General features: G+C 73.9%; 11 protein-coding genes and 2 pseudogenes. 6 read left to right on the top strand and 7 right to left on the bottom strand.

The features are described 5' to 3' along the window. Positions 1-142: 142 nt before the first annotated feature. Positions 143-1,783 (bottom strand): ATP-binding SpoIIE family protein phosphatase, encoded by a 1,641-nt coding sequence (locus tag AB0912_RS12045; protein ID WP_366698398.1) that lies wholly within the window; start codon positions 1,781-1,783, stop codon positions 143-145. 335 nt (positions 1,784-2,118) lie between these two features. Beyond that, a complete protein-coding gene (locus tag AB0912_RS12040) occupies positions 2,119-2,799 on the bottom strand; it encodes a class I SAM-dependent methyltransferase (RefSeq protein ID WP_366698396.1) in 681 nt (226 codons plus the stop codon). 378 nt (positions 2,800-3,177) lie between these two features. Between AB0912_RS12040 and AB0912_RS12035 the strand changes: the two genes are divergently transcribed. After that, entirely contained in the window at positions 3,178-4,242 is a 1,065-nt protein-coding gene (locus AB0912_RS12035; protein WP_366698394.1) for an NAD(+)/NADH kinase, read from the top strand. Between the two features lie 134 nt (positions 4,243-4,376). Next, a complete protein-coding gene (locus tag AB0912_RS12030) occupies positions 4,377-5,009 on the top strand; it encodes a dihydrofolate reductase family protein (RefSeq protein ID WP_366698392.1) in 633 nt (210 codons plus the stop codon). Positions 5,010-5,192: 183 nt separating this feature from the next. Here the strand turns inward: AB0912_RS12030 and AB0912_RS12025 are convergent. Together AB0912_RS12025 and AB0912_RS12020 are read right to left on the bottom strand one after the other, a co-directional pair. Further along, positions 5,193-5,377, bottom strand: a pseudogene (locus tag AB0912_RS12025) (HAD family phosphatase); the annotation flags it as partial. A 104-nt stretch (positions 5,378-5,481) separates the two neighbouring features. Continuing rightward, positions 5,482-5,958, bottom strand: a complete 477-nt coding sequence (locus tag AB0912_RS12020; protein ID WP_366698390.1) for an Lrp/AsnC family transcriptional regulator — start codon at positions 5,956-5,958, stop codon at positions 5,482-5,484. A 241-nt stretch (positions 5,959-6,199) separates the two neighbouring features. On the opposite strand from AB0912_RS12020, the gene AB0912_RS12015 reads away from it, so the two are divergent. From AB0912_RS12015 to AB0912_RS12005, 3 genes and pseudogenes are all read left to right on the top strand, one after another. Then, positions 6,200-7,687: an FUSC family protein gene (locus tag AB0912_RS12015; protein ID WP_366698388.1), complete on the top strand. Its 1,488-nt coding sequence runs from the start codon at positions 6,200-6,202 to the stop codon at positions 7,685-7,687. A gap of 994 nt (positions 7,688-8,681) precedes the next feature. Beyond that, a pseudogene (locus AB0912_RS12010) lies at positions 8,682-9,773 on the top strand (nitric oxide synthase oxygenase); the annotation flags it as partial. A 243-nt stretch (positions 9,774-10,016) separates the two neighbouring features. Continuing rightward, the gene (locus AB0912_RS12005) at positions 10,017-11,063 is read left to right on the top strand and encodes a lactonase family protein (RefSeq protein WP_366698386.1); all 1,047 of its coding nucleotides are present in this window, start codon (positions 10,017-10,019) and stop codon (positions 11,061-11,063) included. 162 nt (positions 11,064-11,225) lie between these two features. On the opposite strand, the gene AB0912_RS12000 is transcribed toward AB0912_RS12005, so the two are convergent. Beyond that, positions 11,226-12,146 (bottom strand): hypothetical protein, encoded by a 921-nt coding sequence (locus tag AB0912_RS12000; protein ID WP_366698384.1) that lies wholly within the window; start codon positions 12,144-12,146, stop codon positions 11,226-11,228. 129 nt (positions 12,147-12,275) lie between these two features. Further along, on the bottom strand, positions 12,276-13,382 hold the full coding sequence (locus AB0912_RS11995) for a BadF/BadG/BcrA/BcrD ATPase family protein (RefSeq protein WP_366698382.1): 1,107 nt from the start codon (positions 13,380-13,382) through the stop codon (positions 12,276-12,278). Positions 13,383-13,687: 305 nt separating this feature from the next. On the opposite strand from AB0912_RS11995, the gene AB0912_RS11990 reads away from it, so the two are divergent. Beyond that, complete coding sequence (locus AB0912_RS11990; protein ID WP_366698380.1) at positions 13,688-14,365, top strand: uracil-DNA glycosylase; 678 nt, start codon at positions 13,688-13,690, stop codon at positions 14,363-14,365. Between the two features lie 691 nt (positions 14,366-15,056). Here AB0912_RS11990 and AB0912_RS11985 read toward each other — a convergent pair. Then, positions 15,057-17,246 carry a HEAT repeat domain-containing protein gene (locus AB0912_RS11985; RefSeq protein WP_366698378.1) on the bottom strand — a complete coding sequence of 730 codons (2,190 nt, stop codon included), beginning with the start codon at positions 17,244-17,246 and terminating at the stop codon, positions 15,057-15,059. Between the last annotated feature and the right edge of the window lie 96 nt (positions 17,247-17,342).

Raw genomic sequence — 17,342 nt, 5'->3', positions numbered from 1 at the left:
CTCCGGGCGCCGTCACCGGTTCACCGGACGCCCTCACCGATTCTCCGGGCCCCTCACCGGCTAACCGAACCCCCTCACCGGCTAACCGAACCCCCTCACCGGACGCCCTCACCAGCTCTCCGGGCCACCCCCCCCCGACGGTCTACTCCTCCGGGATCTTCTGCTCGAACCAGACGACCTTGCCGCTGCTCAGCCGCGTCGCGCCCCAGCGCAGGGCGAGATGGTCCACCAGGAACAGCCCGCGACCGCACTCCTCGCCCGGGTCCGCCGCCCGCATCCGGGGCACCAGCGGCGAGTCGTCGGTCACCTCGCAGCGCAGCACCTCGGTGCGCAGCAGCCGCAGCGAGATGGGCCGCGAGGCGAAGCGCACGGCGTTCGTCACCACCTCGCTGACCATCAGCTCCGTCGGATCGAGCAGGCCCTCCAGGCCCCAGCGGCGCAGCGCCCTGCGGACCAGCCGGCGTGCCTGGCCCGCCGTCATCGGATGGGGGGCCAGATACCAGTACGCGACGCTGTCCGGCGGGAAGCCTTCGAACCGCGCGGTGAGCAGGGCGATGTCGTCGTCCCGGGCGCCCGGGACGAGCGTGCCGAGGACGTGGTCGCACAGCTCTTCGAGCGAGGCGGGCCCCGGCGCTGTCGCCTGGAGGCGGCCCCGCAGCTCCTCGACGCCGCTGCCGACGTCGGTGGTACGCGACTCCACCAGCCCGTCGGTGTACAGCACCAGCGTCGACCCGGTGGGCGCGGCCATCTCGACCGACTCGAAGACGACGCCGCCGACGCCGATCGGGGCCCCGGGCGGCACGTCCAGCACCTCGGCGCGGCCGTCCTCGTGCAGCAGAACGGCGGGCGGGTGACCGGCGTTGGCCATCAGCAGGCGGTGCGATATGGGGTCGTAGATCGCGTACAGGCAGGTCGCCATGTGGTTGCTGCCGAGCCGCTGGGCCTGCTCGTCGAGATGGTGCAGCACCTCGTGGGGCGGCAGGTCGAGACCGGCGAGGGTCTGCACGATGGTGCGGAGCTGGCCCATGATCGCGGCGGAGGTCATGGAGTGCCCCATCACGTCCCCGACGACGAGCGCGACCCGGTTGCCCGGGAGCGGGATCGCGTCGTACCAGTCGCCGCCGACCTGGGCGGTCTTCGAGGCGGGCAGATAACGGCTGGCCAGCCGTACACCGGTGGGTTCGGGCAGCGACGAGGGGAGCATGGTGTGCTGGAGCGTGTCCGCCACGGCGGCCTCGTGGCCGTACATCACCGCTTTCTGCACCCCGAGCGCGGTGTGGGTGGCGAGCTGCGAGGCGACGAGCAGATCGTCCCCGGTGAACGCCTGACGGTCCGCGCCCCGGAGCAGGACGACCGTCCCCATCACGTGGTGGCTGCCGTGCAGCGGGGCGATGATCAGCCGGTGCCCCGGCGGGAGCACGTTCGGCGTGCCCTCGGCGGCGGCGAGGAGTTCGGCGACGGCGGGCGCGTTTTCCGGGCTGTCGCCGAAGGCGGGACGCCCGTCCAGCAGCAGTTCCGCGAGGCGCCCGTCACCGGCCGGCTCCACCCGCTCGGCGATCTCCGGGAACCCGGATGGCCGGGGTCCGTCGGCGGGGAGCGCCGCCGGAGCCGGCCGGGTGTGCGGCGCCCGCGGGGTCTCGCCGCCGTGCAGGCGCAGTACGACGGGGGCCGGGGGCCGGTCCGCGCCCACCGGCAGCGGGTCGTCGAGGTGGATGAAGACGGCGTCGGCGAACGCCGGGACCGCCGCGCTGCGCAGCTCCCGGAGCGTCGCGTCCAGGTCCATCCCACGGGCGATCCGCCGGGTCGCCACGTCGAGATACCGCAGACGGTCGGTCTGCGGAGCAGGGGTGCCGTCAAGGGACGTGCTCTCAAGAGAGGTGCCCTCAGAAGGAGCGCCCTCAAGAGGCGTGCCCTCACGAAGGCCGTGCGGCGCAGGGGTGCCTTCAAGAGGGGCCGGAGGGATGGCCCCGATGGGTGCGAGAGGAGTGCCCTCGCCAGGGATGAGAGGGGCGCCCTCGAAGGGGGCCGGGGGAGTGCCCTCAAGGGGAGTGTGGTGCTCGGTCACGCGTTCTGTCCCGTCCGATGGGTGGCGCGGTCCGCGGCTCGGACCGTGCCTCCTCAGTCGCTCCGCCGACAGCAGAGGAACACCTGCTCCTCCGGCGGGACGTCGGCCACCGAGGGGGCGTAGGTGTACGAGGTCTCCTCCACGATCTCGAAACCCGCCGCCTCGACGACGGTGTGCAGGTCCTCCCGCAGATAGCCGGACACCCGGATCGTGTTCCCCAGGAACGGGATCGCGAAGTTGTCCACGTCGGCCTCGACCATCGACAGGACGAACAGCCCGCCGGGGACGAGCAGATGCCGGATCGTGCGCAGCGCGAGCGGGATCTCGGCGCGGGGCAGCATCAGCAGGGAGAAGAAGGCGGCCACCCCGTCGAAGCGGCCGAGGTCACGGGGGCCGCCCGGCCGCAGATCAGCGATGTCGGCCTGGTGGAACGTGCCCTCGGGAACGTACTGGCCGGCGAGCCTGACCATGCCGGGGGAGAGGTCGACGCCCACCACGTCGAGGCCCGCGTCCGCCAGCTGGCGCGCCGTCGGCACGCCCGTGCCGCAGCCCAGGTCCAGCACCCGCGACCCCGGGGCGAGCGACTCGACCAGCCAGGTGCCGGCCGCGACCTGGCCCTCCTTGTGCGGGAAGGCCTCGTCGTAACGGTCGCCGATGGCGTCGAACGCGTTGGCCTGACCGGTGCGATCCAGCCGCAAGCTCTCGTAATCAGTCCCGTGATTGCTGTTGATCACGAAAGTACCTTCCAAGGGGTCGATCGAGTGATTCCACAATCCGGCCGAAAGCGGCCGTGACGAGATCTCCGAGCCGAATCAGTCGCTCAGGAGACGTCAATTCGAAACGATAGTCGTTCATTGTTCGGTCAGGTGCCAGAGTGGCTGAAGTTGACTACTGGTCAATGAAGTTGAGCCCCGGGCGTACGGTGACCCGGGTACCGGAATCCCCTCGCGTGCCGTATTCCGCCCCCTCCGGCCCCGTGCCCCCGAGAGAAGTCTCCACGTCACCCGGAGAAGTCCCCGACGTCCTCCGGAGAACGGACCTCTCGTCGCGGGACGCGAGCGGAACGGATATTCGTGGAAAGATCGTGGGCAGTCCCGTAACCGGAGGTTGTCGTGGCCGTGCACCGTGTCGGACTGGTCGTCCACCAGGGGCGGACGGCGGCCCGCGACGCCGCCCGCGCCGTCCACGACTGGTGCGCGGCGCACGGCATCCGGTGCACCGAGATCGACGTGTGGGCCGAGGACCACCGGCGCCGCGGCGGCCGGGCGGAGGCGGAGGCGGCCGGGAACCCGGACCTCGTGGTCACGCTCGGCGGCGACGGCACCTTCCTGCGCGGCGCCCGGATCGCCGTCAGGAGCGATGCCGGGGTGCTCGGCGTCGACCTCGGCAAGGTCGGTTTCCTCACCGAGGTGTCCGCGGCCGACGTCACGAAGGCGCTCGACTCCGTGCACGGCGGCCACGCGGTGATCGAGGAGCGCATGACCCTGACCATGCGCGCGTCCCGGGCCCTGGAGGTCCCCGAGGACATGGAGGCGCTGCTCCACTACAGCCGGGGCCGGGCACTGCCACCGCCGCGGGTCCGCCCCGACACGACCGAGGGGAACGGCTGGGGCGTCGCCCTCGACGTCACGGCCCTGAACGACGTCGTCCTGGAGAAGCTGGCCCGGGACCGCCAGGTCAGCGTCGGTGTCTACCTGGCCGGACGGCGCCTCGCCAGCTATTCGGCGGACGCCTTCGCCGTGGCCACGCCCACCGGCTCGACGGCGTACAGCTTCGCCGCCGGCGGTCCGGTGCTCTCCCCGCACATGGACGCGGTCGTCTTCACACCGATCGCCCCGCACATGACCTTCAACCGCAGCGTGGTGGCCGCGCCGGACGAACCGGTCGCCCTGCGCGTGCTGCCCCACTCGGGCCAGGCCGCCGTCAGCATCGACGGCCAACTGCGCGGGGTGGTCGACCCCGGCGACTGGATCGGGGTCTTCCGCGCCCCGCAGCGGGTCCGTCTCATCCGGCTGCGGCCGACCGACTTCTACGGCCGGCTGCGGGACCGGTTCCGGCTCACCGACGCACCGGCCACCGCGGCAGACGGGGAACCCGCGCCCTTCTTCCGCCCCGACGCGCCCGTTCCCCCGGACCTCGCCCACCTGCGCCTGCCACCTCCGTCGACCGCTCGCTGAAGCGTGGTGGCGTGATGGCGGCGGTGGCGTGGTGGCGGTGATGGCGAGGTTTCCGCGCGGGACTGTCGATCCGGCCGCGTCCCGTTCGACGCCAGGGGTGAGAGCGGAGAACGACGAACCCGAGGAGCACGGTCATGGCGAAGCTGCGCGTACACAACATCACCATCACGCTGGACGGGTACGCGGCCGGGCCCAACCAGAGTCTGGAACATCCGCTGGGTGAGGGCTTCGGCGAGGAGATGCACGCGTGGATGTTCGCCGCGATGCGCGACCTGGCCGACGGCAAGGGCGGTGTCGACGTCGAGTACGTGGCGCGCAGCGAGGAGAACATCGGCGCGACCATCATGGGCCGCAACATGTTCGGACCGCGGCGCGGACCCTGGGAGGACGAGTCCTGGACCGGCTGGTGGGGGGCCAACCCTCCCTACCACAACGACGTGTTCGTCCACACGCACCACCTGCGGCCCTCCGTCGCGATGGAGGGCGGGACGACCTTCAACTTCACCGACGAGCCGGTCGAGACGGTGCTCGCCCGTGCCGTCGAGGCGGCGGCGGGCAAGGACGTCCGGCTCGCCGGCGGTGCGGCAACCGTCCGGCAGTACCTGCGGGCCGGGCTGATCGACGAGATGCACTTCGCCGTGGCGCCGAGGCTGCTGGGCCGGGGTGAGCGCCTGCTCGACGACCTCGGCGACGGGATCGACGGCTACCGGGTCGCCGAACTCGTCAGCTCGCCGGCCGTCACGCACGCGGTGCTCCTCCGCCGCTGAGCGGTCCGTTACGCCCCCGGTGCCGGCCCGCCGCTGAGCCGTGCGCCGCGTACCGGGGGCGTCCCGCGCCGAGCCGTGCGCCGCGTACCGGGGGGCTCGTCCCGGGCTGACCCGTCCGCCAGGTACGGGCGGGGCCCGCTCCGCACAGAGCCGTCGGCCACGCACGGGGTGCTCGTCCGGCGCTCAGCTCCGGCGTCGACTCTCCGGCGTCGACCGGCTCCGTCCCGCGAGCCAGTCGTACGCCGCGCGGGCCGTGAACTCGCTCTGGCCGCCCGGAAGAGGAGATCGGCTTTCGCGGAGGCGGGGTCGTCGGCCTGTGCGCGGAGGCAGGGGACGGCGACGCAGCGCACGCCGGCCGCGGCGGCGCCCCGGTCCTCCGCGACCCCGCCCCCGTCCTCCGCGACCAGCCGCGCGCGCCGGAACCCTCGGACCGCCACCGTGAGCGCGGTCAGCCCCCCAGCCCCGGTGAGACTCAGCCCTTCGCGGACCGCCCGATCGACTCCACCAACGGCAGCAGCCGGTGGGGCACGCGCTCGCGCAGGGCCACCTCCGTACGGGTGCGGACCACCCCAGGGAGGCTGATCAGTGCCTGGATCACATCCTCCAGATGGGCGTTGTCACGGGCGGCGACTCGGGTGATCAGATCGCCGCCACCGGTGATCGAGAACGCCTCGATGATCTCGGGTACGGCGGCGAGCGCGTCGCCCACGTCGTCGAGATGGCCCTGTGTGACCTCGATGTGCACGAACGCCAGCACCGGATGGCCGAGGGCGGCCGGGGAGAGCGAGGGGCCGGTCCCGGTGATCACCCCGTCCCGCTCCAGCCGGTCCAGGCGGGCCTGGAGCGTGCCGCGCGCGACGCCGAGGATACGGGCGTACTCCCGCACGCTGGTGCGCGGCTGCTCCAGCAGCAGACGCAGGATGCGGGTGTCCAGCTCGTCCACGGCCATGGTCCGTTGGCCTCCCTGTGGCCGACAATGATCGGCGGCAACTGTACCAATGGTCCAGTCGATCGCGCGCCTGTTGAGCCACTAGCCGCCTCCTGTTTACCGTGTCCCCATCCATGGCGCCGCGCAGCGCCGGACGGCAAGGTCGCCGTACCGGATCCGCGGCGCCTTTCCTATGCGCCGACGCGCATACCGGACCGGGACCGAAGAGCGAAGTGGGGGCGGGCAGCCGACGGTGAAGAAGATGTTCATGGCTCCGGATCCGGGACTGTTCCGGCTGCGGGTCTCGCTCCGCGCGGTGCTCGGGATCGGCCTCGCGGTGACCCTGTGCGAACTGGCCGGGCTCTCCCTACCCGCGTCCATCACCGGCGGACTCGCGGCGCTGCTCGCCCTGTTCACGGTCGGCGACCCGACGGTCCGCGGCCAGGCCGGCACGACCGCTCTGCTGCCGGTCGTCGGCTTCCCGGTGCTCGCGCTCGCCACCACCCTGCACGGGACGCCGACGCTGCGCGACGCGAGCTGGCTCGCGGTCGTCTTCGCCGGGGTGCACGCCCGCCGCTGGGGACCGCGCGGACACGCGCTCGGCATCTTCGCGTTCATGATGTTCTTCGCCACCCAGTTCCTGCACGCCGTGCCCGGCCAGCTCCCGCAGCTCTACGCCGCCGTCGCCCTGTCGCTCGCCGCGTGCTCGGCGGTGCGCTTCGGCGTCTGGTGCGTCGAGCGGCGTACACCGCCGCCCGCCGCGCCCGTACCGCTCGACGGCCGCGGCCTGGCCCGCCCCGCCACCCGCCAGGCCTTCCAGGCGACCGCCGCCTGCGCCTTCGCGCTGGTCGCGGGCCAGGTGCTGTCGCACGACCGCTGGTACTGGGCCGTCGGCACCGCGTGGTGGATCTTCGTGAACACGGCCTCGCGCGGCGAGACGCTGGTCCGCGGCTTTCGCCGGGTCGTCGGCACGGTCGCCGGGATCCTGGCCGGGCTCGTGATCGCCGTCCCGCTGCACGGCGCGCCCGCGCCCACCGCCGCGCTCGTCGCCGTCTGCGTCTTCGGGATCTTCTACACGGCGGCGCCCTCCTACAGCTGGATGATGTTCTTCGTCACCGTCATGGCGGGGCTGCTGTACGGCCTGCTCGGTGTGCTGCATCCGGGGCTGCTCGGGCTCCGGTTCGCCGAGACCGCCGTCGGCGCGCTCGGCGCGGCTCTCGCCGTCGCGTTCGTCCTGCCCATCACGACGCACGCCGTGACCGACCGCTGGGTGGAGCGGGCGCTGCACGCCGTGCACGCCTGCACGGCCGCGGCGGCCCGCCGGCTCGCGGGCGACGAGCAGGCCGACCCCGCTCCGCGCGCGGGGGAGCTCGAAGCACTTCTGGGGCGCGTACGACTGTCCCTCGCGCCCCTTGTTCATCCGCTCAACCCGGTGCGGGAGCGCAAGGCGCGGGCCCGGGCGGTCCTCGCCCTGCTGGACGACTGCGCCCGCGAGGTACGCGGTCTCGCCGCCGTCGCCGCCGACCCGGACGCGTCCCACGACGCCCGTCTCACCGCGGCCTGCCGACGGGTCGAGACGGCGATGGAATCCCTGGTCGGCGCGGTTCCGGGCAGCGTGCTGGACGCGCGGCACACCGCGCCGGGACACCATCCGGGAGCCGAACAGGCGCTCGCCCATCTGCACGGCCTGGAGCGCGCGCTCGTCGAACTGGCGACCCCGTTGCGCGGCTCCCGGCTCGCCGGCGCCTGATACCACGGCGCCCGGCGCCTCCTCGCGTTCTGTCCCGTTTCGGTGGACACCGATGCCCGAATGGTGCAGATTTACCGGCCACGTACCGGCCGCGTACCGGCCATGTACAGGGTGGATCAGCACACCCGCCGGGTAACTCCGCGGCTATCGGACGGCACGGACATCGCGGGCCGTGCGGGGGAGCGGACCCGCGGGCGGACCTCTTGGGGGCGGCACCATGCGCGACTTCCCGCGCGGGACCAGACACGAAGAGCGCGGCACGGACGGCCAGAGCGGCGCGAGCGGGCCGGTCACCAAAGGCCCGGGCATCAAGAGCCCGGGCGCCCGGGGTACGGACGCTCAGGGCCCGGGCGTCGCCAGTACGGGCGCCACCGGTACGAGGGACGCGCGCGATACCCCGGACGACGTGCCGTTCCTCGTACGGGACGGAGAACGCCCCGGCGGCTGGCTGGACCGGATGCGCCGCGCCGACGAGCCGGGTGGGCCCGCCGCACCCGCCGCACCCGCCGCACCCGCCGCACCCGCGGTACCCGGCGACGGGCCGCGTCCGGAGGGTGCCACGGTGGCCGTCGTCCCCCTCGGCGCCCGCCGCCCCGCAGGGACCGGCCCCTCCCGCAGTCTGCACGCGCAGCTCGACGCCATGGCCCGGCTGCTGTCGGGCCCCGGCCCCGGCCCCGGCCTCGGCACCGCACCGCCCCCGCTCCCGGGCCTCCCGGGTCTCCGGGGCCGCCTGATCGCCGGCGGGCCCCCGAACGCGGCCCGGGGCTGCCCCGTGACCGAGAGCGGCCGAACCGTCCCGCCCGCCCGCAGCGGCACCCGCAGCGTCGATGAGGCACCGGCAACGCCAGCGGTAGCGGCACCGGCGCACGCAGCGTCCCCGGTCCAAGCGGCGGCACCGGCACCGGTACAGACACCCGCGCCCCCAGCCCCCGCTCCCCTCGAACACCACCCGGACTCCCGCTCGGACGACCTCCTTCGTTCGGACGACCTCCTTCGCGCCGCCGAGGAGTTCCTCGTCCTGCACCACACCGAGGAACGCCTCGGCGATCCGGCCCGGCGTCTCGCCGACGTCCGCGCGGAGATCGCGGACACCGGGACCTACCGGCACACCACGGCCGAACTGGTCTTCGGCGCGCGCGTCGCCTGGCGCAACGCCAACCGCTGCATCGGCCGGCTCTACTGGAACTCGCTGACCGTCCGCGACCGCAGGGACGTACGGGATGCCCAGGGGGTCGCCGAGGAGTCCGCGCAGCACCTGAGGGAAGCCACCCGAGGCGGCCGTATCCGGGCGCTCATCACCGTCTTCGCGCCCGACGCGCCGAACCGGCCCGCGCCCAGGATCTGGAACGAACAGCTCGTCCGGTACGCCGGATACCCGCGCCCCGACGGCGGGGTGACCGGCGACCCGCGCAACACCGGCCTCACCGCCGCCGCCCGCCGGCTCGGCTGGCCCGGCGGCCCCGGGACGCCTTTCGACGTCCTGCCGTTGCTGGTCCAGGAAGCGGGCGCGCCCCCGCGCTGGTTCGAGCTGCCCGAGGACGCCGTCCTGGAAGTCGAACTGACCCACCCCGAGCACACCTGGTGGCGTTCGCTCGGCCTGCGCTGGCACGCGGTGCCCGCCCTCTCCAACATGTGCCTGGAGATAGGCGGCGTCTGTTACCCCACCGCGCCCTTCAACGGCTGGTACATGGGAACCGAGATCGGCGCCCGCAACCTCGCCGACACCGACCGCTACGACCTGCTGCCGACGGTCGCCGAACGCCTCGGCCTGGACACCAGCACCGACCGCTCGCTGTGGAAGGACCGCGCCCTGGTCGAGCTGAACCGTTCCGTCCTGCACTCCTTCGACCGGGCCGGCGTCACCGTCACCGACCACCACACGGAATCCCGGCGCTTCCTCACCCACCTGGGCCGCGAGGAGCGCAAGGGCCGTCGGGTGGGCGCCGACTGGTCGTGGATCGTGCCGCCTATCTCCGGCAGCGCCACACCGGTCTTCCACCGCACGTACGAGACCGTGGAGCGGAACCCCGCCTACGTCCATCACCCGGACGCCCTCGAACGAGCCCGGGGCGCGGGCGACTTCTGAGCCGGCCACGGCCATGGCCTGGGCCCCGAGCCCCGAGCCCCGAATCCCGAGCCCCGAAACCCGATCCGGGACGCCCACCCGGGTCCGGGCCCGGGGCCGGGTCCGGGGCCGGGTCCGGGGACGAAGCGCAGGCCGCCCGTACGCCGGACCCCGGCGAGCGCCCGTACGCCCGCCCTGGTCTAGACCGCAGGACCCCGGCTGCTACCGTCGCCCCCGAGCAGACGGGACCGAGAGGGGACAGCGGTGGCAGACGGCGGCAGGCGGCAACAGAGGGCCTACATCGGCTCGTTCACGGCGGCGGGCGGCCTCGGCGTCCTGACCGCGGCGGTGGACCCGGACGACGGCGCGCTGACCGTGCTGAGCGCGGTCGACGCCGTACCCGACCCCTCGTACCTCGCCGTGTCTCCCACCGGGGACTTCCTGTACGCGGTCAGCGAGACGGCCGAGGGCGCGGTGGCCGCCTTCCGTGTGCACGCCGACAAGCCGGAACCGGCCGGTCCGCCGACGCGCGTCGGCGGCAGCGGCCCCACGCACCTCAGCCTCCTCGACGGACACGTGCTGACCGCCAACTACAACTCCGGCAGCGTCTCCGCCGTACCCCTGCGTCCCGACGGCGCTCTCGCCGAGGCCGCCTCCGGCGTGCTCCAGCACACCGGCTCGGGACCGTACACACCGCGCCAGCAGGGCCCGCACGCCCACCAGGTGCAGCCCGACCCCACCGGCCGCTGGGCCGTCAGCGTCGACCTCGGCACGGACTCCGTCCGGGTGTGCGCCCTCGACGGCGGGACGCTCACCGTGCACCGCGAGATCGCCCTGCGCCCCGGCTCGGGCCCGCGCCACCTGGCCTTCCACCCGGACGGCGAACACGCCTACGTCCTCAACGAACTCGCCCCGACCGTCACCGTCTGCCGCTGGGACTCCGCCGAGGGCGTGCTGCGCCCGCTCGGCGAGACACCGGTGCTCCCCGACGTCCCGGACGGCGACGCGTTCCCGTCGGGCATCGCCGTCTCGCCCGACGGTCGCTTCGTGTGGACCGCCACACGCGGCCAGGACGTCGTTTCCGTCCTCGCGCCGGACGCGGCGGGCGAGGGCCTCAGGCTGGTCGCCACGGTCCCGTGCGGCGGCGTCTGGCCCCGCGATCTGAGCCTCGACCCCTCCGGCCGGTTCCTGTACGCCGCGAACGAGCGCTCCGGCGACGTGACCTGGTTCGTCGTCGACCCGGACACGGGCGTCCCGCGCCGCGGCGGCTCCGTCGAGGCGCCCGCCGCGTCCTGCGTGGTCTTCGGCTGAACACGACGGACGCCGCAGCGCCTCCCGTACGCGGGAAGGGCCCGCTCCTGTCACAGGAGCGGGCCCTTCGCCGTGCGGGTGGTGCCGGTCGTACGGGTGGTGCCGGTCGTGCGGGTGGTGCCGGTCGTACGGGTCGTGCGAGAGGTACGGGCGAGGGCGAGGTCAGCGGACCGGCGCGCCCTGCGTCTGCGGCGACGCGATGCCCAGCGCGGCGGTGTACTGGGCCAGCGCGAGCTTGCCGATCGCCGGGTACGGGCCCAGGGCCTCGGCGGCGTGGCAGCCGGCCTCCTTGGCGGCAGCTTCGAGCAGACCGGCGTCCAGCTCCGGACCGATCAGATACGGGGCCAGCGCGAGCTGCTGCGAACCCGAGTTGCGCAGCTCCTCGGCGGTGGCCGCGATCGAGCCCTCCTCGTCGAGCGCCGCCGCCATCACGGGCACCGCGAGACGCGCGGCGAGCAGCATGCCGGTGATCCCGGCGGCCTGCACGGCCTCCTCGCCGCCCACCGCGGCGAGCACGATGCCGTCCGCGGCGGTCGCCACGGTGAACAGGCGGGCGCGGTCGGCGCGGGCGAGGCCGGCCTCCGAGAGCCGCACGTGCAGCGCCTCGGCGAGCAGCGGGTGCGGGCCGAGGACGTCGGTCAGCTCGGCCGCGACACGGCTCTCCATGACCGCCTGGCGGACCCGGCGCAGCAGCGCGTTGTCCGGACCGGCGAGCAGCGGAACCACGATGGCTACCGGCCCGTCGGGCTCGGCCACGTCGGACCCGGCGGCACGGGCCTGCTCGAAGCGCGCGGTGCGCTCCTCGGAGGCGTGGCTCAGCACGGACTGCAGCGTGGGGAACTCGTCGTCCCCGTCCAGGTACCCGATCCGGGCGTCGAGGCCGGGCAGCTCGGAGCGCGCGATGCTCACGACCTCCTCGGCGAGGCTGCGCGTGGCGGCGCTGGGGGTGCCCGGCACCGCGAGGACGAGCGCGGGCGCGCCCTCGGGAGCCGCCAGGGGTTCCGGACGGCGGTGCCGCCCGGGCTGGCGGGGTCGCGGCATTCGTACTGGCAGGCCGGACGCGGGCCCAGTGGGGGAGCTCATGGCGCCGCATGTTACTGGCTTCCTGGGCTCCCCTGTTCGGGGAGGGTGCAGGTGAGCGGTATCCGTCCGCTTTTGTCTGATGGGTTACGTACCGGTCGGAACTGATCGGTAGTTGTGTGGTTGCCGGTCCTAGGGTGAATTCAGAGCATCGATTTCCGGATAGGGCTTTTCAGCCACCACGGACAACATCCGTTCGTTCCGGGGGAGTGCGAGCCGGCCGTCCGCCAGGTCGACGGCGATCCGCAGGGCGCCGGCGAGCGGGTCGCCCCCGGCGGGCACCAGCCGTGCGTGCGGCAGCCGCGTGGCCAACTCCTCGCGCAGCGGCGCGAGAAGAGGTTCGCCCATCTTGAACACCCCTCCGGTGAGCGCGAGTCGGGGAGCGCCATCGGGCGGGCAGACGGCTGCCGCCGACTCGGCCATGTGCCGGGCGGCGGTCCGCAGGATGTCCGCCGCCACCGGGTCGGTCCCGGCGCGGCCGGCGACCCGCGGGGCGAAGGAGGCGAGCACGGCGGCCCGGTCGGTACGCGGGTAGAGGCGGCCCGGCAGTTCCGGCATCGGCCCGAACACGTCCTCCGCGTCGGCCAGCAGCACGGCCGAACCGCCCTGCCGTCCGTCGAAGGCCCGCAGCGCCGCCTCCAGCCCCGCGCGCCCGATCCACGCGCCGCCTCCGCAGTCACCGAGCAGATGCCCCCACCCGTCGGCCCTGCGCCACGAGACGAGGTCGGTGCCGATCGCGATCATGCCGGTGCCCGCGGCGATCACCGCACCGGCCCGCGGGCCGAGCGCTCCGGTGTACGCCGTCACCGCGTCGGCCACCAACGCGAGCCGCCGCACGCCGAGTTCATGTTCCAGCGCGGCGGGCAGCTCGTCCCGCAGTTCGTCACCGAGCGTGGCGAGGCCCGCCGCGCCGACGGCCACGGCCCCGAGTCGTACGGCACCGGCCGCGTCCATCAACCGGCGTGCCATCGGCAGTAGTTGCTCCAGCAGGTGACCGGCCGAGATTCCCCGGGGCCCGGTACGGACCGGTTCCCGGGAGACCGCGATGTCACCGAGCGCGGTCGGCGGTGTGGCTGCCGTGTCCCCGTCGGAGGCGGCCTCACTGTGACGCCCGTGCCCGTGCCCGTGCCCGTGCGCGGCGAGGACCGCGCGCAGTCCGGAGCCACCCGAGTCCACCGCCAGCACCACGGACGGGCCCGCCTCGGCCGTCCGCGTACCGCCCGCGCCCCCGGACGTCACGCCGACCTCCGGTCCACCGGCCGCGCGGTGGTCCTCTCCCGGCCGCCCCGTTCGGCGTGGGGAAGCGGCGGAGGCACCGGAGGCGTCGGAGGCAGGTGACGGCGACGAGATCGGCGGGGTGGATGGATCACTGGCTCGAAGTGTTCCTCTTGGTTCCGGAGGACAGGCCGCGGACCGGCCGGGGACCGGCCGCGAGATCTGCCCGACACTCTGGCAGATGACGGGGCGGAAGAGTAGCGCCGCCGTTCGTGGGACGCCTCGACCGGAGTACGAGCCCTCCCTTTACGCCAGTAGAGTGGTCGCCCGTGGCACCACGACCTCTCCATGAACTAGTCGAGCCGGGCTGGGCGAAGGCCCTGGAACCGGTGGCCGAACGGGTCGCCTCCATGGGCACCTTCCTGCGGACCGAACTCGCGGCCGGCCGAACCTACCTGCCCGACGGGCCGAACGTCCTGCGTGCCTTCCAGCAGCCCTTCGACGATGTGCGCGTCCTCATCGTGGGCCAGGACCCCTATCCCACCCCCGGGATGGCGATCGGCCTGAGCTTCGCCGTGGCCCCCGAGGTGCGCCGACTGCCCGGCAGCCTGATCAACATCTTCCAGGAGCTGCGGAGCGACCTCGGTCTGCCCGCTCCGTCCAACGGCGACCTCACCCCGTGGACGCGGCAGGGCGTACTGCTGCTGAACAGGGCGCTGACGACGAGGCCGAACAGCCCCGGCTCGCACCGGGACAAGGGCTGGGAAGAGGTCACCGAGCAGGCGATCCGCGCACTCGCCGGACGCGGCACGCCCCTGGTCTCCATCCTGTGGGGCCGCGACGCCCGCAACCTGCGCCCCCATCTCGACCGCTATCCGGTGGTCGAGTCCGCACATCCCTCACCCCGCTCCGCCGACCGAGGCTTCTTCGGCTCCCGCCCCTTCAGCCGGGCCAACGACTTCCTCGCCCGCCAGGGCGCCGCCCCGGTGGACTGGCGCCTCCCGTAGGGATTCCCCGGCGTTTCCCCTCGGCGCTCTCCCCGGCCAGGGCGGAGTTGCGGAGATCCGCTGTCCGGTGATCGTGGAGCACCGCTCACGGTTGGCGTGATCTCGTCGGCCGACTGTGCGGCGGGCGGTGCCCGTTGACGCCACACGTTCGGGCAACCGGCCGTGCGGCGCCCGCCGGGGCCGCCCCACGCGTTACTGGCAATGGACATGCGCCGCCTCGGGCCAATCCCGACGGGGAGTCACCCGAGGCGGCGCGGCCTGGCAGAACGCCGCCTGGCAAACCAAAGCGACGAAGTCCCGAAACACGGCGGGCACTTGAGAATGCCCGCCGGTGATCCTCGACCTCTGCCATCACCCGCCGACCAGCATCCCGAGGGAACAAAATGCACGAAGCGAAGATTTTGACGGTCCGGATCGCGGCTGCGTTGATCATCTACATAACAGCCACGATGATCTACACCACCCGGCGGTCGGATCTGACCAAACCCGCCTTCGTCAAGGTGGCCCTGCTGCACGCCATCGGGATCGCCCTGCTCGCCTTCTATTCATTCGCTTAGGAAGTCGCGGCGCGAGGTCCAAAGTCGCGTCCCGGTGTCGCCGCGCTCAGCACATGCGCCGGGCAGGCAAGGGGACGTACGAGGCCGAAGGCCCGCACGGAGAACGCCACACCGGTGACGACTGACGCGCGGCCTCAACTCCCCAGCACCGCACGGCAGTCCCGCAGCAGGTTCTCGTCCTCCAGGACGTCGTGGCTGCCGTGGCCGCCGGAGCGGGCCCGGTGACGCCGGGGGCAGGCCAGTTCCGTGGCGACCAGGTCGTGGACGGGGGCACCGGCGTCACCCATGCGCAGGAGACAGGCGCCGATGGTGCCCCGGGTGTACGGGTTCTGGACCCAGGCCGGGCCGAACACCGGCAGGACGGTCTCCGGATCGGCGGTGATGTCCCACAGGGCGCCGGCCGCCGCCGTCCGTATCCACACGTCGCCGGAGTCCGTCAGGCCCCGCAGCCCAGAGAGCGCGGGCGCCGCCGCCGGGCCCATACGGCCGAGGGCGTCGGCGGCCACCCGGCAGCTCGAGCCTTCCCCGGTCGCCAGCGCTCGCAGCAGCGGCGGTAGGACGGTCTCCGTGTCGCCCTCGACGGACCACAGCGCGGCAGCCGCCACCGCCGAACTCGCGCCGCCCAGCAGCTCCCGCAGCGCGGGTACCGCCTCGCGGGCGGCAGGCCCGAACGCGCCGAGCGCCCCGGCCAGCGCCTCCACCAGGGAGTCCCGCAGCCGCAGGTCGCGCGGCGCGCCGAGCAGCAGCCGCAGCACCTCCGGGACGGCGGCGGAGTACCGCAGGCCCGCGAGGGCGGACAGCATGGGAGCGGCCCGGCCGAACGTGTCGGCGTCATCGAGCGGAACCTCGGCGAGCCGCTCCCGCAGCAGCGGCGCCAGCGGCGCGGCGGCGGGCCCGAGGTGGCGGACGGCGTAGCCCGTCTCGGGTGGAACGACCGGCTGCCGCAGGACCTCGGCGAGCGCCGGCACCGCCCGTTCGTCCCCCGCCCTGGTCAGTGCCCTGAGCGGGCCGCCCAGCGTGGTCGCGCCGCGCCCCCGGGAGTCCGGGTCCGAGGCGACGAGGGCGGCGAGCCGGTCGGCCGCCGGTGTCGCCAGGGTGAAGAGGAACTCCAGGACCGACACGGCGGCCTGCCGCAACCGCTCCTCGTCCGAGGCCAGTTGCTCACCGATCAGCGCGACCGGCTCCGCGTAGGCGCCCCGCCACTCGCGGAACAGCCCCGCCGACATCCACACCGCGTTGCACCGGTCGGCCGTGTCCGTGCTGCTCAACTGCCCTCTCAGCAGGGCGATCCGGTCGGTGGTGCGGGCACCCAGCGCCGAGTGCAGCGTCCGCAGGAGCTGGGCGCCCTCCTCGTCCGCCGGGCGGATGCGGCGCAGCCGGCCGATCAGGGTGTCCGTGGACGTCCGGGCGGGCTCGCGCGACGACCGGGACCGCCGCGACCTGGCGTGGAGCAGCTCGACGACCGTGGCGACGAGGTCGGCGGGCGGCCGGTCCGGGGCGCACAGGGCCATCTGCCCGAGCGCGGCGAGCCGCAGCCCCGGTTCGTGCGGCGCCGCGCACAGCGACCCGAGGACGCCGACCGCCGGGGCGGAAAGACCGGGGTGCAGGCGGGCGAACAGCCCGAGGCCCTCGACCAGGGCGAGGCGGACACCGTCGTCCTGCTCGTCCGCCAGCCGCTCCCGCAGCAGAGCCAGTACATGTTCTGGCTCTTCGTGGAACCACGCGAGCGCCGTCGGGGCGGCGCGGCGCACTTCGGGGTCCCCGTCCGTCATGAGGTCCACGAAGACCGGGGCACCGGCGCGGACCGCGGCACGCGCCCTGGCGTAGGTGTCGGGTCCTTCCTCGGCCTGTCCGCCGGGACACGCGCCCCCGCCCGACCCGCCGGAAGCCTCGCCTTCACCGGACCCGCCCGACCCGCCCGACCCGCCCGACCCGCCGGACCCGCCCGGCCGACCGGAAGTAACGCCCTCAAAGGCTCCGCCGGCTCCGCCGGCTCCGCCGGACCCGCCGGACCCCTCCTCGCCGGCCTCGGCCGGCTCCTCCGTGGCGTCCCGTCCGCCGATGCTGGCGAGCAGCTCCACGATGCCCCCGCGATCCGGCAGTCCGACGTGCCGGACGAGGCGGAAGAGGAACGGGATCGAGGCGAGCGTCGAGTCGTACACGTCACCCTGGTGGTGCACCGCCCCGTACATCCCGTCGAGTGCGGTCTCCCGCTCATGGGGGAGCGGCGAAGCCAGGCCCCGCAGCAGCTCCGGCACGTCCGCGGCGCTTCCGTAGGCATGCTCCATCGAGGCCCAGTCGACCTCGTCGATCCCCCTGAACACGGCGTCCTCCCCGGGCGTACGGCCAATGATCGTGAGTGTGCACCACGGCACTGACAGTGACGCCCCGCGCCCGTCCCGTCGACGGCCGCAACCCGG

The sequence above is a fragment of the Streptomyces sp. NPDC007084 genome, assembly GCF_040703595.1.
Taxonomy (GTDB): Bacteria; Actinomycetota; Actinomycetes; order Streptomycetales; family Streptomycetaceae; genus Streptomyces.
The sequence above is the reverse complement of the archived record's forward strand: the minus strand, read 5'-3'. Positions and strand labels throughout refer to the sequence as shown.